Annotated in this window: 22 protein-coding genes; 7 read left to right on the top strand and 15 right to left on the bottom strand. The window is 68.7% G+C overall.

The features are described 5' to 3' along the window. Positions 1-140: 140 nt before the first annotated feature. Entirely contained in the window at positions 141-1,184 is a 1,044-nt protein-coding gene (locus NX1_RS07090; protein WP_068055628.1) for a saccharopine dehydrogenase NADP-binding domain-containing protein, read from the bottom strand. Between the two features lie 96 nt (positions 1,185-1,280). Here NX1_RS07090 and NX1_RS07095 point away from each other — a divergent pair, with 96 nt between their 5' ends. Continuing rightward, positions 1,281-2,195, top strand: a complete 915-nt coding sequence (locus NX1_RS07095; protein WP_068055632.1) for an AraC family transcriptional regulator — start codon at positions 1,281-1,283, stop codon at positions 2,193-2,195. Between the two features lie 286 nt (positions 2,196-2,481). On the opposite strand, the gene NX1_RS07100 is transcribed toward NX1_RS07095, so the two are convergent. From NX1_RS07100 to NX1_RS07145, 10 genes are all read right to left on the bottom strand, one after another. Further along, complete coding sequence (locus NX1_RS07100) at positions 2,482-2,910, bottom strand: PIN domain nuclease (RefSeq protein ID WP_068055635.1); 429 nt, start codon at positions 2,908-2,910, stop codon at positions 2,482-2,484. Next, entirely contained in the window at positions 2,907-3,122 is a 216-nt protein-coding gene (locus NX1_RS07105) for a type II toxin-antitoxin system VapB family antitoxin (protein WP_068055638.1), read from the bottom strand. Before NX1_RS07105 ends, NX1_RS07100 begins: the two co-directional genes overlap by 4 nt. A gap of 65 nt (positions 3,123-3,187) precedes the next feature. Further along, entirely contained in the window at positions 3,188-3,940 is a 753-nt protein-coding gene (locus tag NX1_RS07110) for a DUF427 domain-containing protein (RefSeq protein ID WP_068055641.1), read from the bottom strand. 94 nt (positions 3,941-4,034) lie between these two features. Next, positions 4,035-5,273 carry an MFS transporter gene (locus NX1_RS07115; protein WP_068055644.1) on the bottom strand — a complete coding sequence of 413 codons (1,239 nt, stop codon included), beginning with the start codon at positions 5,271-5,273 and terminating at the stop codon, positions 4,035-4,037. Further along, a complete protein-coding gene (locus tag NX1_RS07120; RefSeq protein ID WP_068055646.1) occupies positions 5,270-5,722 on the bottom strand; it encodes a MarR family winged helix-turn-helix transcriptional regulator in 453 nt (150 codons plus the stop codon). The genes NX1_RS07115 and NX1_RS07120 overlap by 4 nt, the downstream gene beginning before the upstream one ends. A gap of 140 nt (positions 5,723-5,862) precedes the next feature. Beyond that, positions 5,863-6,915 (bottom strand): acyl-CoA dehydrogenase family protein, encoded by a 1,053-nt coding sequence (locus NX1_RS07125; protein WP_068055649.1) that lies wholly within the window; start codon positions 6,913-6,915, stop codon positions 5,863-5,865. Continuing rightward, complete coding sequence (locus NX1_RS07130; protein ID WP_068055652.1) at positions 6,912-7,943, bottom strand: acyl-CoA dehydrogenase family protein; 1,032 nt, start codon at positions 7,941-7,943, stop codon at positions 6,912-6,914. The genes NX1_RS07125 and NX1_RS07130 overlap by 4 nt, the downstream gene beginning before the upstream one ends. Continuing rightward, the gene (locus tag NX1_RS07135) at positions 7,940-9,082 is read right to left on the bottom strand and encodes an acyl-CoA dehydrogenase family protein (RefSeq protein WP_068055655.1); all 1,143 of its coding nucleotides are present in this window, start codon (positions 9,080-9,082) and stop codon (positions 7,940-7,942) included. The genes NX1_RS07130 and NX1_RS07135 overlap by 4 nt, the downstream gene beginning before the upstream one ends. Continuing rightward, entirely contained in the window at positions 9,082-9,978 is an 897-nt protein-coding gene (locus NX1_RS07140) for an enoyl-CoA hydratase (RefSeq protein ID WP_068055657.1), read from the bottom strand. The genes NX1_RS07135 and NX1_RS07140 overlap by 1 nt, the downstream gene beginning before the upstream one ends. Next, positions 9,978-11,537 (bottom strand): FadD3 family acyl-CoA ligase, encoded by a 1,560-nt coding sequence (locus NX1_RS07145; protein ID WP_281216023.1) that lies wholly within the window; start codon positions 11,535-11,537, stop codon positions 9,978-9,980. Before NX1_RS07145 ends, NX1_RS07140 begins: the two co-directional genes overlap by 1 nt. Before the next feature lie 77 nt (positions 11,538-11,614). Here NX1_RS07145 and NX1_RS07150 point away from each other — a divergent pair, with 77 nt between their 5' ends. The 6 genes from NX1_RS07150 to NX1_RS07175 all read left to right on the top strand — a co-directional run bounded on the left by NX1_RS07150 (position 11,615) and on the right by NX1_RS07175 (position 17,134). Beyond that, positions 11,615-12,808: an acyl-CoA dehydrogenase family protein gene (locus tag NX1_RS07150; RefSeq protein WP_068055663.1), complete on the top strand. Its 1,194-nt coding sequence runs from the start codon at positions 11,615-11,617 to the stop codon at positions 12,806-12,808. Further along, positions 12,805-13,605: an SDR family oxidoreductase gene (locus NX1_RS07155; RefSeq protein ID WP_068055666.1), complete on the top strand. Its 801-nt coding sequence runs from the start codon at positions 12,805-12,807 to the stop codon at positions 13,603-13,605. Before NX1_RS07150 ends, NX1_RS07155 begins: the two co-directional genes overlap by 4 nt. Positions 13,606-13,751: 146 nt before the next feature. Next, positions 13,752-14,483 carry a hypothetical protein gene (locus NX1_RS07160; protein ID WP_068055669.1) on the top strand — a complete coding sequence of 244 codons (732 nt, stop codon included), beginning with the start codon at positions 13,752-13,754 and terminating at the stop codon, positions 14,481-14,483. 340 nt (positions 14,484-14,823) lie between these two features. Next, positions 14,824-15,174 carry a hypothetical protein gene (locus NX1_RS07165; RefSeq protein WP_068055685.1) on the top strand — a complete coding sequence of 117 codons (351 nt, stop codon included), beginning with the start codon at positions 14,824-14,826 and terminating at the stop codon, positions 15,172-15,174. Between the two features lie 149 nt (positions 15,175-15,323). Continuing rightward, positions 15,324-15,941: a TetR/AcrR family transcriptional regulator gene (locus NX1_RS07170; protein WP_174555458.1), complete on the top strand. Its 618-nt coding sequence runs from the start codon at positions 15,324-15,326 to the stop codon at positions 15,939-15,941. An 8-nt stretch (positions 15,942-15,949) separates the two neighbouring features. Continuing rightward, positions 15,950-17,134, top strand: a complete 1,185-nt coding sequence (locus NX1_RS07175; protein ID WP_068055686.1) for an acetyl-CoA C-acetyltransferase — start codon at positions 15,950-15,952, stop codon at positions 17,132-17,134. A 310-nt stretch (positions 17,135-17,444) separates the two neighbouring features. Here NX1_RS07175 and NX1_RS07180 read toward each other — a convergent pair whose 3' ends face one another. The 4 genes from NX1_RS07180 to NX1_RS07195 are packed head-to-tail and all read right to left on the bottom strand — an operon-like array spanning position 17,445 to position 20,953. Continuing rightward, positions 17,445-18,524 (bottom strand): NAD(P)H-dependent flavin oxidoreductase, encoded by a 1,080-nt coding sequence (locus NX1_RS07180; protein ID WP_068055689.1) that lies wholly within the window; start codon positions 18,522-18,524, stop codon positions 17,445-17,447. After that, entirely contained in the window at positions 18,524-19,279 is a 756-nt protein-coding gene (locus tag NX1_RS07185; RefSeq protein WP_068055692.1) for a CoA-transferase subunit beta, read from the bottom strand. The genes NX1_RS07180 and NX1_RS07185 overlap by 1 nt, the downstream gene beginning before the upstream one ends. Positions 19,280-19,283: 4 nt before the next feature. Continuing rightward, positions 19,284-20,162, bottom strand: a complete 879-nt coding sequence (locus NX1_RS07190; protein WP_068055694.1) for a CoA transferase subunit A — start codon at positions 20,160-20,162, stop codon at positions 19,284-19,286. Between the two features lie 26 nt (positions 20,163-20,188). Next, positions 20,189-20,953, bottom strand: coding sequence for an enoyl-CoA hydratase family protein (locus NX1_RS07195; RefSeq protein WP_068055697.1), 765 nt, complete (start codon positions 20,951-20,953; stop codon positions 20,189-20,191). Positions 20,954-20,993 lie beyond the last annotated feature (40 nt).

Here is a 20,993-nt window from a genome sequence, read left to right on the forward strand (position 1 = left end):
GACTCTATGCCCCGTCGCCGTGTCTACGGCCCATGCGCAGATCGCGGCCTACGGTTCACCGTATAACTCGCTGACGTCCCGCGAGGTCCGTACGCCGCGCCTCGCCGGAGCGGACCTGCCCGACGAGGAACGGATCGGGTTCAGGATTCCTGGATGCGCCAGGTGATACCGAAGCGGGCGAGGGAGTCGAGAAATTCGGTCGGCTCGAACGCTTCGGCGGGCGCCAGCGCACCCGGCTCGGCGGCGCCCGCGGCGAGTCTGGTCGCGATCTCGACGGCGAGCAGTGCGGAATCGCGGTAGGAATCGACGCCATCGACCACGCCGCGCACCACCCGGCCGTCGGCGTGCGCGTCCACGATCACCTCGTAGCGCAAGTCCGAGCTCGGCTCGTCCGGGATCTGCTCGATGAGCTCCTCGGTGAAAGAGCCCAACGTGCCGAGGATGTCGGCGGCGAGCACACCCTCGACGGAGGCGACCTCGGTGTGCCGCGGCACGGTGAGCACCGGTGGCTGCGGGAACTTCCCGACAGCGGTGGGCGCGGTGTCGCCGGGGAAAGTCATCTGCGGATGCCGCGCCGGGCCGGTGCGCAGCTCGCCGTCCGCGAAATGCCAACCGCCGCCGCGGAACCAGTCGAGGCTGGCGAACACTGTCTTGGCGCTGCCCTTCGAGCCGTTGCCTCGGCTCTTGCTCAGATGACTGATGACGATCTCGGCGCGGCCCGGCACCCGGCGTGCGACGAGATGGGCGAGCAGATCGGCGGCGACATTGTTGTCTGTGACGCCGGAAATGACTGTCACACCGGCGGTTTCAGCCGCTTTGGCGTAGTCGTCGAAGACCTTCTTCAAGAAGAGTTGCTCGCCGGAGATGTCGGTGTAGTGCGCGCCCGCCGCGATGGCGGCCGCCAGGACCGGTTCGCCGTTGCGGACGTAGGCGGAAAGGCTGCTGATGACCGCGTCCGCGCCGGTGAACGCGGCAACCAGCGCGGCGTGATCGTCGAGATCGGCGACGCGGATCTCGGCGCCCGTCAGGCCCGCGGCCGCGGCGGCGGCGCGCATGCGATCGGCGTTGCGGCCCACCAGAATCGGGGAGAGGCCGCGGCGATGGAGTTCGGCGAGCACGTAGCCGCCGGTGTGGCCGGTGGCGCCGTAGACGGCGATAACGGGGGAGCTGTTCTGCGTTGTCATGGTTTCGAGCTTATTGCCGTGACGCGAGCAAATGAATGGCGCGAAAGCTCTGAATCATGTCCGAAACGCTCATAGATTGAGCGTATGGTTGCAGTCGTGGACATTCTCAGCGAGACCATAGCGGCAATCCGTACCGGCTATCCGGCTTCCGGTCTGTTCATCAGGCACGCGCCGTGGGGACGTCGCTATCCGGTGGTGCCCGGTGCAGGGTTCCACGTCGTGCTGCGGGGATCCTGCTGGGTCGTCCCGCCGGGTGGCGAGCCGATTGCGCTCGGCGTCGGCGACGTGCTGTTCATGCCGCGCGGTGCCGATCACGACCTGGTCGACAACCTCGGAAGTCCGGTTACCGAAACCGCTCGGCCCGGAGAGCCGCGCGAGATCGCCGGGCCCGGCGTGCGCACCGAACTACTCTGCGGCGCATATGAGCTCGGCAGGCAGCGATCGCACCCGATGCTCGACGAGCTGCCCGAGTTCATCCACCTGCCCGCCCGCCCCGGTCGTCACCCCGCGCTGCGCGGCGCGGTGGATCTGCTCGCCGCCGAGATCGCCGAACCTCGCCAGGGCAGCGACGCCGCGGTGCCCGCGCTGCTGGAGACCATGCTGCTGTTCATCCTGCGCGCCTGGTTCGACGATCAGGCCGACGCGCACCCCACCGGATGGGCGGGCGCGTTCGCCGATCCGGCCGTCGCCGCGGCGCTGCGCGCCGTGCACGAGGACCCCGCCCGACCGTGGACCGTGCCTGACCTCAGCGGCATCGCGGGCGTCTCCCGCGCCACCCTGGCCCGCCGCTTCACCGCCACCATCGGCGAACCCCCGCTCTCCTACGTAACCCGCTGGCGCCTCCTCACCGCAGCCCGCCTCCTCCGCGACACCGACGCCTCCCTGAACACCATCGCCCGCAGAGTCGGCTACACCTCCGAATTCGCCTTCGCCAAAGCCTTCAAACGCGAATACGGCCAAGCTCCAGGCCAATACCGCCGCACCCCAACCCAACCCCCGATCGCCGTGTGACGCCCGGCCTCGCGCCGAGGCGCGGCAACCTCGATCCAAGCTGCGCCGACTGGGTCGGCTGCCCAGTCGCTCGGAGCGTCCGGCAGGCGCGGTAATCGAGTAGTCGTATGCACAACTTTGCGACGAACCGCGACAGCCTGCGTTAGGCGCTCGTAATTTCGCCGAATGGCTCGGCGGGGGAATCTCGTCCTGGAAGGCGAACGCAGGGCGGCGCGGGACCTCGCGCCCGAATCGGAGCCTGGTAACGAAAAGTGAAAGGTGCTCGTAGGCGCAGGCCCACGGCCGGTCAATACAAATCGTTGTCGCCGGTGCCGAGCCAGCGGTGGTCTTGGCCGGTGATCGCGACGATCTGGTCGAAGTCGTGGTCGCGGTGCAGGAGGGTGAGGCCGCGGAGTTCGGCGGTGGCGGCGAGGACGAGGTCGACCAGGCCTGCGTTGCGGTGCTTTCCGCGTTTGGTCAGCTCGCCTTGGACTTCCCAGGCCCGTTCGTAGGCGCGGTCGTCGACCGGTTCCCAGCCGAAGAGCATGCGCATGTCATCGATCGTGCGCTCGCGATCGGCGGTGGAGCGCGCGGTGTAGAAGAACTCGAGCTCCACGATCGGGCAGATGGCGACGAGTCCCGCGACGACCGCGCGTTGCCAGGCGAAGGCATTCGGGTCTTGACGCATGATCGGAACCAGCGCGCTGGTGTCGATCAGGAACCGCGCCGCGTTCACCGCCGGTAATTCCGCTTGTTCTCGAGAATGTCCAGATCGAAAGCGCCCTCCGCGACGGCGTCTTGCAGGCGGGTGAGCGCCAGGGCGCGGCGGCGGTTTTCCAAAACTTCCCGAAGCGCGGCGTTGACGGTGTCCTTCTTCGTGCCGGTGCCGAGTTCCTTGGCGACATCGGCGACGAGTACGTCGTCCAGATCGATCACTGTTCGAGCCATGGCACACCTCTTGATATCTCCGCGGATATCTAAGACATCAGATCAGATATACGCCGTCGAGGGTGTCAGCTGAACGGGGAGCTGGGGCGTTCTTCGAGGACGCCGTCGATCCAGACGTCCACCTTTTCGTTGTAGAAGCAGGCCAGGCCGGCGATCTTCTGGCTCTCCGGTAGCGGGGTGCGGTAGACCCAGGCGATGTCGGGGTATTCCTTGTCGCCGATGCGGACGGTCCAGTAGTCGGCGGTGCCTTTGTAGGGGCAGCGGGAGTGCGTGTCGGAGGGTTGCAGCAGGTCGAGGCGGACGTCGGTGAGGGGGAGGTAATACCTTGCGGGAAGGCCGGTTTCGAAGAGGATGCGCGGGCTGTGCGAGTCCGCGACGACGACGCCGCCGATCTCCACCCGCACGTGCCGGGAACTGCCGAGGATGTCGACGCGCGAGTACGGATCGCGCGGGTGGACGTACACCGGCTCGTCCTCTTCGAACCATTCGTCCATGGCGTTCCAGTCCAGCCGCACCAAATGGTTCAGTTCCGGCAGCGGGGAATCGTGGTAGCGCAGGGCGCCGCCCGCCGCGGTGACGCCGTCGATGATCACGTCGTACACCGCGGCCTCGCCACGGCTGGGCGAGTGCCTGGTCTCGCCGTTCGGCTCCAGTTTGGCGCACAGATCGGCGACGGGAATGTAGTAAGTGGGGTGGTAGGGGATCTCCCACACCAGCACCGGGCGGTCCGTGTCGGCCACCAGGTGCCCGCCGAGGTAGACGCGGACGCGCTTCTGGCTGGTCGCGATCTTGACGCGGCCTCGCTGCTCATCGGTCATACCTCTCGACGGTACGCCGAGCGGTCGACAGGTTCCGGTCGCGAAAACGCCCACACGGGCTCCGCCGGAACAGCGGGGCCCGTGAGCTGAGAACTCAGTCGCCGACCGTGATCGCCTGCGCCTCCTCCACCGAGTGCGGCGCGGGATCGTGGTCGTCGATGTGGGCCAGCGCGGCATGCCCGGCGAACAGGACGAGGACGGCGGCCGCGGTGCACGCCGCGCCGACCCAGAACGGCAGCGCGATGCTGTGCTCGCCGAGCTTGCCCGCCAGCCACGGCGCGGCGGCGCCGCCCGCGAATCGGACGAAGCTGTAGGCCGCCGAGGCGGTGGACCGCTCCACCGGCGCCGAGATCATCACGGCCTCGGTGATCAGGGTGTTGTTCACACCGAGGAACAGGCCGGCGAGCACCGTGCCGACGATCAGTACCGTCTTGTTCTCCGCGAACAGCGCCATCACCGCCAGGTCCGTCGCGAACAGCCCGAGCGCGAGACCCATCATCGGCAGCGTGCCGAAGTGTCGTTGCAGACCGGGGGCGAAGAAGACCGAGGCCAGCGCGAGCAGAATGCCCCAGCCGCAGAAGATGAACCCGATCGCGTAGGTGCCCATGTCCAGCGGGAACGGGGTGTAGGCGAGCAGGGTGAAGAAGCCGAAGTTGTAGAGCAGCGCGGTGATGCTGACGGTGAGCAGGCCGCGGTGACGCAGCGCCTGGAACGGCGCGGCGAGCGAAGTGCCGCGCGCGGGCTTCGGGCTCTCGGGCAGCAGCACGACGATGCAGACGAAGGCGATGGCCATCAGCGCCGAGACGCCGAAGAACGGTCCGCGCCAGCTGATTCCGCCGAGCACGCCGCCGACCAGCGGGCCGGTCGCGATGCCGATGCCGAGCGCCGCCTCGTACAGGATGATGGCGCGCGCGACGCCGCCGCTGGCCGCGCCGACGATGGTGGCCAGCGCGGTGGCGATGAACAGCGCGTTGCCGAGCCCCCAGCCCGCGCGGAACCCGACGATCTGCTCGACGGTGTTCGACATGCCCGCCAGCGCCGCGAACATCACGATGACGGCCAGGCCCGCCAGCAGCGTCTTCTTCGCGCCGAACCGGCTGGAGACCACGCCCGTTATCAGCATCGCCACGCCCGTCACCAGCATGTAGCTGGTGAAAAGCAGCGAAACCTGCGAGGGCGATGCGTGCAGCTGTTCGCCGATCGGCTTGAGGATCGGGTCGACAAGGCCGATGCCCATGAAGGCGATGACGCTGGCGAAGGCGACCGCCCAGACCGCTTTGGGCTGTTCGGTCGACGCGGGCGCGCCGGTGGCGGCGCGGGTGTCCACTCTCATCGGTTTTCCCTCGACGGATAGTGCTGGGGCGCGCTCTTTTTCAGCGCTTCCAGCAGTTCGTTCAGATCGGATTCCATTCGCGCGAGTCGTTCGACGTCGAATTCGGCGAGCCGGGAGGCCATGGCCGTGCCGTAGGCGGCGCGTGCCACGGCCAGTCGCTCGCGTCCGGCCGGGGTGAGGTCGACGACGACCGCCCTGGAGTCCGCGGGATCCTTGGTCCTCGTCGCGAATCCGTCCTCGACGAGCCTGCCGAGCAGCGCCGTTGCCGCTGGCTGGGAGCATCGATCGATTCTGGCGAATTCGCTGACCCGCACCGCGCCGTGCTCGTCGAGGACGGCAAGTGCCCGCAGAACGGCACGTGGCAGATCGTCGTCGCCGATCACCCCGGCCAGCCGGGTCAGCCTGCCCGCGGTGACGAGGAGATCGACCACGATGTCTGAAGTCGTCACTGGAGCATGCTGCACAGGGAATATTATTACATAAGCTAACTATCTATTAGCAGTGAAATAGCCCACCGCGAGCGCCGTCGCTACCTCGCGCACGACGAAAGGCCCCGGTGAGGGGTCACCGGGGCCTTCGGTCAGGTGCGCTAGGTGTGCGCCAGGGGGCGGTGGGGTGTGCCGAAGAGCTGGGCGTCGCCATGCGCGCGCTTGAAGAACAGGTGCGCGTCGTGCTCCCAGGTGATGGCGATACCGCCGTGCAATTGCACTGTCTCGGAGACGATCTCGGTAAGCGCCTCCGAGCACTGCGTCCGCGCGACCCACACGTCCTCGGCGGCCGACGGCAGGTCGGCGGCGACCGCGGCGGTGGCGGCATAGGACGCGGACTTGGCCGACTCCAGCAGCACATACATATCGGCCATCCGGTGCTTGAGCGCCTGGAAACTGCCGATCACCCGCCCGAACTGCACCCGGGACTTGGTGTATTCGACCGTCATCTCCAGGCACTGCTCCGCCGCGCCGACCTGCTCGGCGGCCACCGCCGCCCACGCGATCTCGCGCAGCCGCCCCGCGACGGCATCCGGATCATTGGTGCCGAGCTTGCGCGCGGTGACACCGTCGAAGCCGATCTCGGTGAGCTTGCGGGTCGGGTCCATGGTCGCGACCGTGCGCCGGGTGATGCCCGCGGCAGTGGCCTCCACCTCGAACAGTCCGGTCGGGGTGAGCACGATCAGCGTGTCCGCGTGCGCGCCGTCCAGCACGTAATGCGCCGTACCGGAAAGCGACTCGCCGTCGGCGCGAACGCCGGGCGTATCCCAGCCGGTCGCGTTCGCCCAGCAGACCGCCAGCGTGGTCGTGCCTTCCGCGACGCCAGGCAGCAGCCGGGCGCAGGCGTCCTCGTCACCGGAGAGCAGCACGGCCTGCGCGCCGAGCACGGCCGAACCGAGCATCGGCACGCCCGCCAGCGTCCGGCCCAATTCGCCGACTACGAGCAGCGATTCGACGAGCGACGCGCCGAAGCCGCCGTACTCCTCCGGCACCGCCAGCGCCGCGACGCCGATCTGCTCGCAGAGCAGCCGCCAGAGCTTCGGGTCGTAGCCGAGTTCGGTGTCCATCGCCGCGCGCACGGCGTCGCGTCCCGCGTGCTTGGTGAGCAGCGCGCGTACCGAGGCGACGAATTCCTGGTGTTCGGCGGCGGTCATGCGGTGCCTCGCAGCGCTCGATCCCGGACGGCCTCGTCGCGCAGGGCGCGGGCGATCCTTGCGCGGTGCAGATCCGGCGTGCCCCAGGCGGCGCGCAGCGCGGTGACCTTGGTCAGCCACAGCGACAGGTCGTATTCGGCGGTGTAGCCGATCGCGCCGTGCACCTGCAATGCCGCCCGCGCGGCGGTGTGCGCGGCGTCGCCACAGGCCAGAATCGCGGCCGACACGTCGCGGCTGCGGGTCGGCTCGCCCATGGTGAGCCCGGCCCGGTAGAGCAGTGGCTCGGCCAGGTCGAGCGCGATCAGCACATCGGCGAGCTTCTGCTTCACGGCCTGGAATTCGCCGATCGGCTTGCCGAACTGCTTGCGCTGCTTGGCGTATTCGGTGGCCGCGTGCAGCAGCGCGCGACCAGCACCGAGCAGTTGCGCGGCGGCGGCGAGCACACCGGTGTCGAACGCGACCGCGCCCGCCTCCAGCACCCGGTCGTCGCCTGCGACGAGCTCGGCGGCCGTCACCGCGAACAGCTTGCGTGCCGGGTCGACCGAACGGATCGCCGCGCCGCGCTCGCCGAGGAACACCTGCGCGCTGTCCACGAGCAGCGTCACGTCGGCGACGTCGGCGTCGAGCGCGACCGGATCGAGCCCGGGAGTGGCGAAGGCGACCGTGCCGAGCGCGGTGCCTTCGGCGAGCCCGGGCAGCCAGCGTTCGGCCGCGTCGGATTTCGGAAGCGACTGGAGCAGAACGGGAATCGCGGCCGCGGTCTCGACCAGCGGTCCCGGCGCGGCGGACCGGCCGATCTCGACGAACGCGACGACGAGGTCGATCGGGTCGGCGCCGACACCGCCGTACGCCTCGTCGACCGCGAGGCCGAGCACGCCCGCGCCCGCCAGCTGCTCGATCAGCGCGCGGCCTGGCCGCGAATCGCCGTTCGCCCAGGCGCGCACCGCGGTCGGCGTTCGCCCGGCGTCGAGCAGCTTGCGCACGCTGGCGGCGAAATCGGTCTGTTCCGTACTGAGCGCGAATCTCATCGGCTGCTCCCTCGGGGTAGTCCGAGCAGCCGCTCGGCGATGATGTTGCGCTGGATCTCGTTGGTGCCCGCGTAGATCGGGCCGGACAGCGAGAACAAGTAGCCGTCGGTCCACGGTCCTGACCGCTCGGCCGCCGCGCCGAGCACGTCGAGCGCGGTCTCGTGCATGTCGATGTCGAGTTCGGACCAGAACACCTTGGTGATCGAGGATTCCGCGCCGAGCTTGCCGCCCTCGTTCAACCGGGTGACGGTCCCGAAGGTGTGCAGGCGGTAGGCCTCGCTGCGAATCCACGCGTCGACGACGGCGTCGCGCTGCGCGGTGTTGGTGCGGTCGCCGCTGTCCAGCCACAGGTCGACGAGCCGCCGCGCGGTCGCGCTGAACCGGCCTGGGCTGCGCAGCGAGAGACCGCGTTCGTTGCTCGAGGTGCTCATCGCCACCCGCCAGCCCTCGCCTGGCGCGCCGATCACGTCGCGATCCGGTACGAAGACGTCGTCGAGGAAGATCTCGGCGAAGCCGGGTTCACCGTCCAGCTGCGGAATCGGCCGCACCGAGACACCGTCCGCGGTGAGCGGGAACATCACGTACGTGAGTCCCTTGTGCCGCTCCGCCTCCGGATCGCTGCGGAAGAGGCCGAAGGCCCAGTCCGCGAACGCGGCTCGCGAACTCCACGTCTTCTGACCGCTGAGCAGCCAGCCGCCCTCGGTGCGGCGCGCCGTCGACCTGATGCCCGCCAGGTCGCTGCCCGCCTCTGGCTCCGACCAGGCCTGCGCCCAGATGTCGTCGCCGCGCGCCATCCGCGGCATGATGCGGTCGAGCTGCTCGGCGGTGCCGTGTTCGAACAGCGTCGGCGCCAGCAGGAAGATGCCGTTCTGGCTGACCCGCCCCGGCGCACCGGCGGCGTAGTACTCCTGCTCGAACAGCACCCACTCCAGCAGCGAGGCGTCGCGCCCGCCGTACTCCCGCGGCCAGGAGACCACCGACAGCCGCGCGTCGGCCAGGGTGCGCTCCCAGTCGCGGTGCGCCTCGAACCCGGCCTTCGTGTCCATGGATGGCAGCGGCGCCGAGGGTTTCGCGGCGGCCAGGAATTCGCGGACTTCCCGCTGGAATTCCTGGGTCGCCTGGTCCAGATCCAGATCCACTACGTCGTCCCGTTCTGTTCGGCCGTGCTCGCACTGGCCTTCATCGTCTTGGCGTTCATGCCCCCGAGTGAGTCCGCGCCGACCTCGGCGTTGTGCGCGTGCGCGAAGTGGTGCAGCCCGAAGACCGAGTCCATGCCGGTGCGCATGCCCATCAGGTCCTCGGCCTGGTTGACCGCCTTCTTGGTGAGCGCGAGACCGAAGCGCGGCATGGCGCCGATCTTCTCGGCAAGCGCCATGGTCTCGGCCTCCAGTTCGGCGCGCGGGACCACCCGGTTGACCATGCCCCACTCCTTGGCCTGCGCCGCGCCGAAGCGGTCGCCGGTGAAGAGGAACTCCTTGGCCGCGCGCGGGCCCATCACCCACGGGTGCGCGAAGTACTCCACACCCGGAATGCCCATGCGCACCACGGGATCGGAGAAGAACGCGTCGTCGGAGGCGACGATCAGATCGCACACCCACGCGAGCATCAGCCCGCCCGCGATGCAGGCGCCCTGCACCATGGCGATGGTCGGCTTGGGGATCTCCCGCCAGCGACGGCACATGCCGAGGTACACCTCGGACTCCCTGGCGAAACGCTGGTCGCCGCCCTGCTTGTCGACGTGATCCCACCACAGGACGGCCTTGTTGTCGTAGCGCACGTGGTGGTCGCGGCCCGGCGTCCCGATGTCGTGTCCGGCGCTGAAGTGTTTGCCGTTGCCCGCCAAGACGATCACGCCGACCTCGTCGTCCTCGACGGCGCGTTGGAAGGCGGCGTCGAGCGCGTAGGTCATCACCGAGTTCTGCGCGTTGCGGTAATCGGGCCGGTTCATCGTGACGATTGCGACCCGGCCGCGCCGCTCGTAGGTGACGACCTCGCCTTCGTCCGGCACCGAGCCGTTCTCCGCTTGGTCTGGCATTACGACTTCTCCTCACGTAGTTGACGCTTGAGCACTTTCCCGGCGGCGCTGTAGGGCAGCTGATCGCGGAATTCGACGAAGCGCGGCACCTTGAAATTTGCCAGCACGGTGGTGGCGTGGGCGAGCACCTGGTCCTCGGTCAGCGACGAACCGGACTTGCGTACCACGTAGGCCTTGCCCACCTCGCCCATCCTGGTGTCGGGCACGCCGACGACCGCCGACTCGGCCACGCCGTCGAGCCGGGCGAGCGCCTGCTCGATCTCGGCCGGGTAGACGTTGAAGCCGCCGGAGATGTACATGTCCTTGAGCCGGTCGGTGATTCTGAGGTAGCCGCGCTCGTCGAGGGTGCCGATGTCGCCGGTGTGCAGCCAGCCCTCGGCGTCGATGGTCTCGGCGGTGCTCTGCGGATCGTCCAGGTAGCCGAGCATGACGTTCGGACCGCGCAGCAGGACCTCGCCGGCCTCGCTGAGCTTCAGCTCGAAGCCCGCGATGGGCCTGCCGCAGGTGTTGGCGATGGTCTCGGCGTCGTCGTCGGCGCGGCACATGGTGCCGAACCCGGCCGCCTCCGACAGGCCGTAACCCGTGATGACGACGGCGAATTCGAGCTCGGAACGCATCCGTTCGACGAGCACCACCGGCACCGTGGCAGCGCCGGTGACGGCCACTCGCAGCGTGCCCAGGTCGTAGGAGCCGCGGTCGGGGAAGTCCAGGATCGTCTGGTAGATCGTCGGCGGTCCCGGCAGCACGGTGATCTTCTCCTGCCCGACCAGCCGCATCGTCTGCGGCACGTCGAACGTGGCCTGCGGGACGATCGTCGCGCCGGTGACCAGGCAGGCGAGGATGCCCGCCTTGTAGCCGAAGTTGTGGAAGAACGGGCTGACAACGAGGTAGCGGTCGTCGCTGTTCAGGGTGGTGCATTCGGCCCACGCGCGCACCACCGACAGCGCCTGCCGATGCGCGACGAGCGTGCCCTTGCTGCGTCCGGTGGTGCCGGAGGTGAACAGGATGTCGGAGATGTCCTCGGTGTCGACGGCGGCGGCGCGCTTCTCGGCGTCCTCGACCGGAACGGTCTCGGCGATCACCGCCAGATCCGACCAGTTCAGCACGCTCGGATCGGTGCTGGTCGTCTCGCCGCCCGGTTCGACGGCTATCACCACGATCGTCGGGATGGCCAACTCCGGTGCGGCGGCTCGTAGTTCGGCCAGCCGGTCGCGGCCGAGGAAAGAGCCCGCGACGAACAGCGCCTTCGCGTCGACTCTCGACAGCACGTCCGCGGCCTCGTCGGCGATGTAGCGGGTGTTCAGCGGCACGAGCGCCGCGCCGGCGTAGTGCGCGGCCAGCGCGGCGACCACCCAGTGGTGGGTGTTCGGCGCCCACATGGCCACCCGGTCGCCGGACTGCACGCCGCGCGCGATCAGCGCACGCGCCGTCTGCTGGACCACGGCCAGCAGCTGGGCCCAGTCGAGACGGACGTCGCCGTCGGCCAGCGCGGGGGCGGCACCGAAGGTCCGAGCGGCATCGTGCAGGGCCATCGGTGTCGTTTGTGCAGGGGTTGTCACGGGTGTTCCTCACCGTTCACGCGAGTACTTATGCATGCACTCTACAAAGCAAGTGCTTGGTAGGTTATCCTACCGGCGTGGTTGCGATCCAGACCTCAGATTCCGACACTGCCGCGCGGGACGCGCGGTTTTCCGCCGAAGTGCGGGAATGGCTGGCCGAGAATCTCAACGGAGAATTCCGCGAACTGCGCGGATTGGGCGGTCCAGGCCGCGAGCACGAGGCGTTCGACGAGCGCCTCGCCTGGGACCGGCACTTGGCCGCGTCCGGATGGACCTGCCTCGGCTGGCCCAAGGAGTACGGCGGTCGCGAGGCCACCGTGCGCCAGCAGGTGATCTTCCACGAGGAGTACGCCAAGGCCAACGCGCCCGCTCGGGTCTCGCACGTGGGGGAGGAGCTGCTCGGCCCGACCGTGCTCGCCTTCGGCACACAGGCGCAGAAGGACCGCTTCCTGCCCGGCATTCGCAATGTCACCGAGCTGTGGTGCCAGGGCTACTCGGAACCGGGTGCGGGTTCGGACCTGGCCGCCATCAGCACCGCCGCGCACCTCGACGGCGACGAGTGGTCCATCAATGGCCAGAAGATCTGGACCTCGCTGGCCCACGTGGCCGATTGGTGCTTCGTGGTCGCCCGCACCGAGAAGGGCTCTTCCCGCCACAAGGGCCTGTCCTACCTGCTCGTTCCCATGAAGCAGCCGGGTATCGAGGTGCGCCCGATCATCCAGCTCACCGGGACGTCGGAGTTCAACGAAGTCTTCTTCGACGACGCGCGCACCGCGGCCGACCTGGTCGTCGGCGCGCCCGGCGACGGCTGGCGCATCGCGATGGGCACGCTGACCTTCGAACGCGGCATCTCCACCCTCGGCCAGCAGATCCGCTTCGCGCGGGAACTGGCCGACATCGAGGCGCTGGCCCGCCGCATCGGCGTGGCCGACGAACCGCTCATCGCGGACCGGATCGACCGGGCCTGGGTGGGTCTGCGGGTGCTGCGCGCGCACGCGCTGCGCACCATGGAAGGCACCGGCGTCGACGACGGCGGGCAGGCCTCGGTCGCCAAGCTGCTCTGGGCCAACTGGCACCGTGGGCTCGGCGAACTGGCCATGGCGGTGCTCGGCGCGCGCGGCCTGGTGGCCGACGAGGACGACGATCTCAACGAATGGCAGCGGCTGTATCTGTTCACCCGCGCCGACACCATCTACGGAGGTTCGAACGAAGTGCAGCGCAACATCATCTCCGAGCGTGTGCTCGGCCTGCCGCGCGAGGCCCGGCCGTGACGGCGCGGCCCCTTTCGGTCGCCCCCGAGCCCGTCGCCGGGCACGGCCTGCTGACCGGACGCGTCGCCGTCGTGACCGCGGCCGCCGGGACCGGCATCGGCTCGGCCACGGCGCGCAGGCTGCTCGCCGAGGGCGCCGACGTGGTCGTCTCGGATTGGCACGAGCGCAGGCTCGCCGAGACCGAGGTCGAGCTGAAGGGTGAGTTCCCGGATCGCCGGGTCGCCGCGATCGCCTGCGACGTGCAGAGCACCGAGCAAGTGGACGCGCTGGTGCGCGGCGCGGCGGAAGCGCTCGGCCGCATCGACATCATGGTCAACAACGCGGGTCTCGGTGGGGAGACGCCCGTGGTCGACATGACCGACGAGCAGTGGGACCGCGTCCTGGACATCACGCTCAACGGCACCTTCCGCTGCACCCGCGCGGCGCTGGCCTACTTCCGTTCGGCGGGGCACGGCGGCGTCATCGTGAACAACGCCAGCGTCCTCGGCTGGCGCGCGCAGTACGGCCAAGCCCACTACGCCGCGGCCAAGGCGGGCGTGATGGCGCTGACCCGGTGCAGCGCGATCGAGGCCGCCGAACTCGGCGTGCGGATCAACGCCGTCGCGCCCAGCATCGCCAGGCACGCGTTCCTCGACAAGGTCAGCTCGACGGAACTGCTCGATCAGCTCTCCGAGCGGGAGGCGTTCGGGCGCGCGGCCGAGCCGTGGGAGGTGGCCGCGACCATCGCCATGCTGGCCAGCGACTACACCAGCTACCTCACCGGCGAGGTCGTTTCCGTGAGCAGTCAGCGGGCCTGAGGCGCCCGATTGAGATCGCCTTCGGGCGTCCGCTTCCTTACCCGGAAATGGGCGCCCGATCAGGTGAAAAAGGGTGGGGCGCGCGGGGCCGGGGTGTGCCATGCTGGGGGAGGACGGATCCCGCAATTTCGTAAGGGGCGTTGGCTATGGGCCCGTATCGCCCACCTGCCCGCGAACAACTAGAACTCGACGTCGTACGCGAGGTCGTGTTGGCCAGGCGCAGGCTGGACAGCATGGTTCTCGCCGCCTTGACACTCGGCGCCGAGCTCATGAACCACCAGTCCGCGCGGGCGACGGCATACCGGGCCGCGCAAATTCTCGAGCTGTTCGCGATCGACGAGACCGAAGTCGAACGAGACCCGAGAGCCGCGTTGCGCGCCGACATGATGCGCGACAACGCCCGCGCCCGCCGGATCGGGCTGCGGTCTCCCGCCGGAGTTCCCTCGGAGCAGGACCGGCGGCGCCAGCGCCAGACCGCCCTGCTGCGCGAGGTGCGCGCCGACCTCATCGAGGTGCTGCGCCGCTGCCGCAAGCATCACTTCGACCGCGGCGCCGTCGCCGACGAGATCGCGCAGGGTCTGTGCGCCGCCACCGACAAACTGGTGGTCGGCGCCGATATGGACGCCTACCATGCCTGGCAGCGCGGCATGGTGCTGAAGCTCATCGAAGAACCGGTCCCGTACGGCCCACCCCGCGTAATGGCGACCGTCGACGCGGGCCCGGGCCGCGGACCGTTGACCGTCGAATGGGACACGCCGGAGCGAAGATTGGCGCTCGTCGCCCGCATGGCCCGCGCAGGCATCTCCCCCGTCGTCATCTGCGACCGCCTCCTCGCCGACCTCTCGGTGTCCTCCCCGATCCGCTACTCGCTGCGCTAGCGCCGCCATCTCCGCACCTGCGAGTCGTGTTCGCTCGTTACCGCTATCGGTGACACGGGGGAGAGACGCGGTTGCCGGTCCAGCATCTCGGCCGCCGCCACAGCGGCCAGCTTTCTCCGTGCCAATTCGGGCCGGGCGTGGTCGACCTGGCCACGCAGCTGCCAGCGCAAGCCTGGTATCGCAGCGCTAGTGATGCGGCTACCCGCCCACCTGAGACGCACCTGCCTCAACAGCCAACGGGCCGACTATGGCAGCGTCCGGACCGGCTATCCGGTCAGCGGGCCCGGGGTATACCGGAACGATGCGAATGGTAACCCGATCAAGTAAGGCTAGGGAGGACATGGAGTCCAGTGAACGGCCCCGCAGGACGCGCGAAAGGCCCCGTAGGACACAGGAACAGATCGACCGCATCAATAAGCTCAACAAGGAATCGCGCGATCTGCTGGAACGGCTGGCGGACCGGCTTCCGGCTGAAACGCTTGCCCAGTATCGGACTTTCAGCGATGTCGGTGAGTGGGGTGAACTAGTCGACGGCCTGTGCGCGAGCCTCGTGAAGCGGCAGATCGCTGTCACCACAGCCGAGCGCGACAGTCTGGCCGAGTTGATGGCGATGTTCATCAACAGTGAAGGCTATGCATATCTCGGCGACCCCGAGCGAGTCTTGTCCCAGCTTGCTGTTGTCCCGGCGTAGGTCCAGCAGGGCGCGGGCCACCTAACGCATGTCGGCCCCTCTACGCGGCTCTTCCTACTTGGCCGGCGTCTGGTGTGACCGATCCCGTCGTGACGGCTGCCTTCCGCGATGGTCGACGCCCTAGCACCAAGCAAATGCTTGGTTGTATTATGGCCTTCGTGACCGCACCTGACGCCTCGAAATCCGCACGACGCAACGAACTGCTCGCGCTGGCGGCCGATCTGTTCGCCCAGCGTGGATTGCGCGCGACCACGGTGCGCGATATAGCCGACGCGGCCGGGATTCTATCCGGGAGTCTCTACCACCACTTCGATTCCAAGGAGTCGATGGTGGACGAGATCCTGCGCGGCTTCCTCGATGATCTGTTCGGCCGCTACCGCGAGATCGTCGGCTCCGGCCTCAGCTCGCGAGACACCTTGGAAGCCTTGGTGATCGCGTCCTACGAGTCGTTCGACCGCTTCCATGCCGCGGTCGCGATCTACCAGGCCGAGGCCAAACGCCTGCGCGACGCGGAGCGTTTCGCCTACATCGAGGAGTACAACCGGGAGTTCCGCGAGCTCTGGCACCGGGTGCTGATCAACGGTGTCGAGGACGGCAGCTTCCGTCCCGAGCTCGACGTCGAACTGGCCTATCGCTTCCTGCGCGACACCGTCTGGGTCGCCGTGCGCTGGTACCAGCCGGGCGGCGCCATCACCGTCGAAAACCTCGCCAAGCAGTACCTCACCATCGTGCTCGACGGGCTGACCGTCTCGCGGCACACCGACTAGGAGACCCAATGTCTGCACCTTCCGCCCGCCGCCCGTACACCCCCCTACGGGACGCTTACGTGATCGACGCGGTGCGCACCCCGGTCGGCAAGCGCGGTGGCGCGCTGGCCGGTGTGCACCCGGCCGATCTGGGTGCGGCCGCGCTGCGCGGACTGATCGACCGCAGCTCGATCGACCCGATCAACGTCGACGACGTGATCGTCGGCTGCGTCGACAACATCGGTCCGCAGGCGGGCAACATCGGCCGCACCATGTGGCTGGCCGCGGGCTACCCGGAGGAAGTCCCCGGCGTCACCGTCGACCGGCAGTGCGGATCTTCCCAGCAGGCCATCAATTTCGGCGCGCAGGCCATCATGAGCGGCACCGCCGAGGTGATCGTCGCCGGCGGCGTGCAGAACATGAGCGCCATCCCGATCTCGGCGGCCATGCTCGCGGGCAAGGAGTACGGCTTCGAGTCGCCGTTCGTCGGCGCGCAGGGCTGGGACCACCGGTACGGCACCGACGAGGTCTCCCAGTTCCGCGGCGCGCAGCAGATCGCCGAGAAGTGGGGCATCAGCCGCCAGGACATGGAGCAGTGGGCGCTGCGCAGCCACGAGCGTGCCCGCCAGGCCATCAAGGAAGGCAAGTTCGACAACGAGATCGTCCCGGTCGGCGATTTCTGGATCGACCAGGGCCCGCGCGAGACCTCGCTGGAGAAGATGGCCTCGCTGCCCGCGCTCGCCGAGGGCAGCCCGCTCACCGCCGCGGTGGCCAGCCAGATCTCCGACGGCGCCAGCGCCACCCTGCTCGCCTCCGAGTGGGCGGTGCAGGAGTACGGCCTGAAGCCGCGCGCCCGCATCCACCATGTCAGCGCGCGCGGCGCTGACCCGATCTTCATGCTCACCGCGCCGATCCCGGCCACCAAGTGGGCGCTGGCCAAGACCGGCCTCACCATGGACGACATCGACGTGGTCGAGATCAACGAAGCGTTCGCATCCGTCGTGCTGGCCTGGCTGAAGGAGACCGGCGCCGACCCGGAGAAGGTCAACGTCAACGGCGGCGCCATCGCGCTCGGCCACCCGCTCGGCGCCACCGGAGCCAAGCTCTTCGCCACCCTGCTCAACGAGCTGGAACGCCGCAACGGCCGCTACGGCCTGCTGACCATCTGCGAGGGCGGCGGCACCGCCAATGTGACCATCATCGAGCGCCTGTAACTACCGATCGCGATCCGCGCCGGGTGAATGTCCTTCACCCGGCGCGGTTTTCGCCCTTCGCAAGTGCCCGCCCGCCGCCCTCATCCCGCTCGGCGCGAGGATCAATGTCCACGCCCCGCCATGTCCGCGGATCGAACCGGGCGTGGCCCCATGGGCGCACCTCGCAGATGCTTCGCACGCCTCGCAGGGTCTGTATGCGCTGCGAACCGTGCGAAACGCCTGCGAGGTCCGGCCTGATTACCGGCTAGAGCATGACAAAGGCCGCTCGATCCGGGGATCGAGCGGCCTTGTAGGTCGACGCTGATCGGAATCAGTGAGCAGCCGTCTGACCGGCGAGCGCCGACACCGCCTCGATGCGCGCCAGCGCGTCGGTCACCACGTGATCGATGAGCTCCCTACAGGTCGGCAGGTCATCGATGATGCCGGTGACCTGACCCGCCGCGAGCACGCCCGCCTGGGTATTGCCCTCGACGAGCCCGGCGCGCAACAGCATCGGGGTATTGGCGGCCATGACCACCTGGGACCAGCTCAGGTCCTTGGTCTTCCGCATGGCCAGGCCGTCCTTGACCATGGTCGACCACTTCATGCCGGTCATGCTCTTGAACCGCGCCGCGTTCGACACCGCCGCGGCCAGCCCCCGCCAGCGGCCCGAATGCTCCAGCCGCTGAACCAGTTCGGTGTTCAGCACGCGATGCGGCATGCCGTCGACCTTGAGCGAGACCACGGTGTCCTGCAACTGCCTGCGCAGGTATTCCTGCTTCACCGCGTCGGGCACGGAGCTCTCTTGGGTCAGCAGGAAGCGGGTGCCCATCGCGACGCCCGCCGCGCCGTAGGCCAGCGCCGCCGCCAGGCCGCGCCCGTCGAAGAAGCCGCCCGCCGCGACGACCGGGATGTCGACCGCGTCGAGCACCGAGGGCAGCAGCAGCGTGGTCGCCACCGGACCGGTGTGCCCGCCGCCCTCGCCGCCCTGCACGATCACCGCGTCGGCGCCCCACGAGGCCACCTTCACCGCGTGCTTGGCCGCGCCGATCGACGGAATCACCACGACGCCGTTGTCTTTCAGCTTCGCGATGAGATCCTTCTTCGGCGCGAGCGCGAACGACGCGACCGCGACTTTCTCCCTGATCAGCAGGTCGATGCGTTCGCCGGCGTCGGTGGCGTCGGCGCGGATGTTCACGCCGAACGGTTTGTCGGTGTGCGCCTTGGTCTTCGCGATCGCCGCTTCCAGCTCCGCGAACGTCATGGTCGCCGAGGCGAGAATGCCGAGCCCGCCCGCGTTGGCGGTGGCCGAGACCAGGCTCGGTCCTGCCACCCAACCCATGCCGGTTTGCACGACGGGATGCTCGACGCCGACCAGTTCGGTCAGCGGGGTGTGCAAGCGTCCGGTCATCAGGCCACCTCCTTGTCGCGAATTCCCTTGGGATCCAGCACCGTCCTGATGATCCGGAGCTCTTCCTCGCTCGGCAGCCGCGTCTGGCCCGCGTCGCCGAGCTCGGCGATCTCGAACGAGGTGTTCTCGGCGACCTCGTCCGCGCTCACCCCGGGGTGCAGCGAGAGGGCGCGCATCGTGTTGCCGGGCCCGCCGAAGTCGAAGACGCCCAGATTGCTCACGACCCGGTGCAGGTGGTGGAAGCGGAAAGCCGGGTTCTCCTGGTCGATCTTGTCGTAGCCGATGCCGGATACGATGTCGACCTGCTCGCAGAAGACCCGCTTGTTGTGCTTGGGCACCCAGTAGCTGGTGGCGTGGTTGATGGTGTTGCCAGGAGCGCCACGGACGCCGAACATCTGCCTGGTCGGCCGCTGAAGCGGGCCGAAGGCGGACAGGTTCTGGTTGCCGTACCGGTCGATCTGGTTGGCGCCCATGACCACGTGCCGCCGCCCGGAGGCGACCACATCGAAGACCTTGGAGAACGGAATCCAGCCCTCGATGGGGGCTTTCGCGCCGAGCGCCGGGGTTTCGGCCAGGTACAGCGCCTCGCCGTCGGAGAGCAGCAGATCCGGCTCGAAGGTGAGGCGGGCCAGCCGGGCGCCGATCGTGGTGACCGGTGACATCGGGCTCGCCATGATCTCGCCCGCGCCGCGGAAGATCTCCGCGCAGGCGACGACGCACACTTCGGCGCGGGTGCTAGTGGTGGTATCGGTCATCGGGTCAGCCCTCCTGCGTGGCGAAAGCGCGGACGGCCGCCTGGTATTCGGCCTCGGAGACGTCGAGGTAGGTGGCCTTGAACTCGGCCCACGACTCGGGCGTCTTGGCGGCGTCCACGTAGTGACGCTGGAATTTCTCGTCCCGGCCGTAGCTGCCGGAGAAGGTGAAGTGCGCGCCGCCCGGTGCCTCGACCACGCCGTCGACCATCATGCGGTTGAGGATGATCGCTTGCTGGGGAACGGCTTTCACCAGCTCCTCGGTCTCGACCAGCCGATCGACCGACAGGTAGCGGCGCTCGGCGGACAGGCAGTACAGATCGTCGAAGTAGGGGTCGACGCCGGTGTAGGCGGCATTGCCGTGCTTGTCGCCGAGATCGAGATGAACCAGCGCCGCATCGAGATTCAGCGCGGGCATCGCGACGAGCGTTTCGGTCCGTCCGTCGGCGGCCGGGTAGGGGGAGGCGACGGTCTTCAGCTCGCCCTCCCAGAAATCCATGACCGCGGAGCCGAGCCCGGCGCGGATCGGCAGGAAAGGCAGCCGGGCCGCCGCGGCCTGCAGACCGCACTTGATCATGCCCTCGTCCATTTCGCGGACCGTGATTGCGCCCTCGGTGCGCGCCTTGGCGAACCACGGATCGTAGAAGGGCGCCGAATCCAGCGACACGAAACCGTAGTACGCCTTGCGCACCTTGCCTGCCGAGCAGAGCAGCCCCAGGTCGGGGCCGCCGTAGCTGACCACGGTCAGATCGGTGAGATCCGAGCGCAGGATGGCCCGCACCAGCGCCATCGGCTTGCGCCGGGAACCCCAGCCGCCGATGCCGATGGTCATTCCGCTGCGCAGCTCGCCGACCACGTCGTCGAGCGACATTCGCTTGTCCCGCATGTGTTCTCCTGTATCCGGTGGGCGGGCTACTCGCCGGCCTTGCGCGCCGCGAGGTCGTCTTCGAACCTGGCGCGGATCTCGTCGGCGACGCCCGCCAGGTTCAGCTCGAAGGTGAAGCCCTGCTCGTAGCGGTAGCTGCGGTGCACGTCCTGCACGTCGATGCCGTTGAGCGCACGCTTGGCCGCACGGATCACCCGGCCGTCCTTGGCCGCGATGTTCTTGGCGACTTCCATCGCGGCGGCGTCGAGTTCGGCGCGCGGCACCACCTGGTACACCGAGCCGTAGTGGTGCAACTGCTGGGCGGTGATGGTGCTCGCGGTGTAGAACAGCGCGCGCATCAGATGCTGGGGGACCAGCCGGGAGAGGTGGGTGGCCGCGCCGAGCGCGCCGCGGTCCACCTCGGGCAGGCCGAAGGTGGCGTCGTCGGAGGCGATGACGACGTCGGCGTTGCCGACGAGGCCGATGCCGCCGCCGAGGCAGAAGCCCTGCACCACCGCGATGACCGGCACCGGGCAGTCGTACACCGCGGCGAACGCCTCGAAGCAGCCGTGGTTGGCGTCGATCAGCGCCTGGTGGCCCGGCTTGCTCTGGATCTCCTTGATGTCGACGCCCGCGTTGAAGCCGCGGTTCTCGGCGCGCAGCACCACGACCTTGGTCTCGGGGTCGCGCCCGGCCGCGCGGACGGCGTCGGCGATGGCGAACCAGCCGTCGGTCGGGATGGCGTTGACCGGCGGGTAGTCGACCGTGACCACGGTGATGCCGGTTGATTCGGAGTGACGGTTGATCCCCATCGCATGTCCTTCGTTTCTGAGCTCGTGGTGCGGGCCGGAT

The sequence above is a fragment of the Nocardia xishanensis NBRC 101358 genome, assembly GCF_001613365.1.
GTDB lineage: Bacteria > Actinomycetota > Actinomycetes > Mycobacteriales > Mycobacteriaceae > Nocardia > Nocardia xishanensis.

Excerpts from the sequence above, each read along its gene's own strand:
- NX1_RS07175 (WP_068055686.1), top strand. The coding sequence starts at position 15,950 with ATGTCTGCACCTTCCGCCCGCCGCCCGTACACCCCCCTACGGGACGCT.
- NX1_RS07140 (WP_068055657.1), bottom strand. The coding sequence starts at position 9,978 with ATGCCAGACCAAGCGGAGAACGGCTCGGTGCCGGACGAAGGCGAGGTC.
- NX1_RS07105 (WP_068055638.1), bottom strand. The coding sequence starts at position 3,122 with ATGGCTCGAACAGTGATCGATCTGGACGACGTACTCGTCGCCGATGTC.
- NX1_RS07190 (WP_068055694.1), bottom strand. The coding sequence starts at position 20,162 with ATGCGGGACAAGCGAATGTCGCTCGACGACGTGGTCGGCGAGCTGCGC.
- NX1_RS07185 (WP_068055692.1), bottom strand. The coding sequence starts at position 19,279 with ATGACCGATACCACCACTAGCACCCGCGCCGAAGTGTGCGTCGTCGCC.
- NX1_RS07195 (WP_068055697.1), bottom strand. The coding sequence starts at position 20,953 with ATGGGGATCAACCGTCACTCCGAATCAACCGGCATCACCGTGGTCACG.
- NX1_RS07180 (WP_068055689.1), bottom strand. The coding sequence starts at position 18,524 with ATGACCGGACGCTTGCACACCCCGCTGACCGAACTGGTCGGCGTCGAG.
- NX1_RS07090 (WP_068055628.1), bottom strand. The coding sequence starts at position 1,184 with ATGACAACGCAGAACAGCTCCCCCGTTATCGCCGTCTACGGCGCCACC.
- NX1_RS07115 (WP_068055644.1), bottom strand. The coding sequence starts at position 5,273 with ATGAGAGTGGACACCCGCGCCGCCACCGGCGCGCCCGCGTCGACCGAA.
- NX1_RS07165 (WP_068055685.1), top strand. The coding sequence starts at position 14,824 with ATGGAGTCCAGTGAACGGCCCCGCAGGACGCGCGAAAGGCCCCGTAGG.
- NX1_RS07110 (WP_068055641.1), bottom strand. The coding sequence starts at position 3,940 with ATGACCGATGAGCAGCGAGGCCGCGTCAAGATCGCGACCAGCCAGAAG.
- NX1_RS07130 (WP_068055652.1), bottom strand. The coding sequence starts at position 7,943 with ATGAGATTCGCGCTCAGTACGGAACAGACCGATTTCGCCGCCAGCGTG.
- NX1_RS07170 (WP_174555458.1), top strand. The coding sequence starts at position 15,324 with ATGGCCTTCGTGACCGCACCTGACGCCTCGAAATCCGCACGACGCAAC.
- NX1_RS07125 (WP_068055649.1), bottom strand. The coding sequence starts at position 6,915 with ATGACCGCCGCCGAACACCAGGAATTCGTCGCCTCGGTACGCGCGCTG.
- NX1_RS07160 (WP_068055669.1), top strand. The coding sequence starts at position 13,752 with ATGGGCCCGTATCGCCCACCTGCCCGCGAACAACTAGAACTCGACGTC.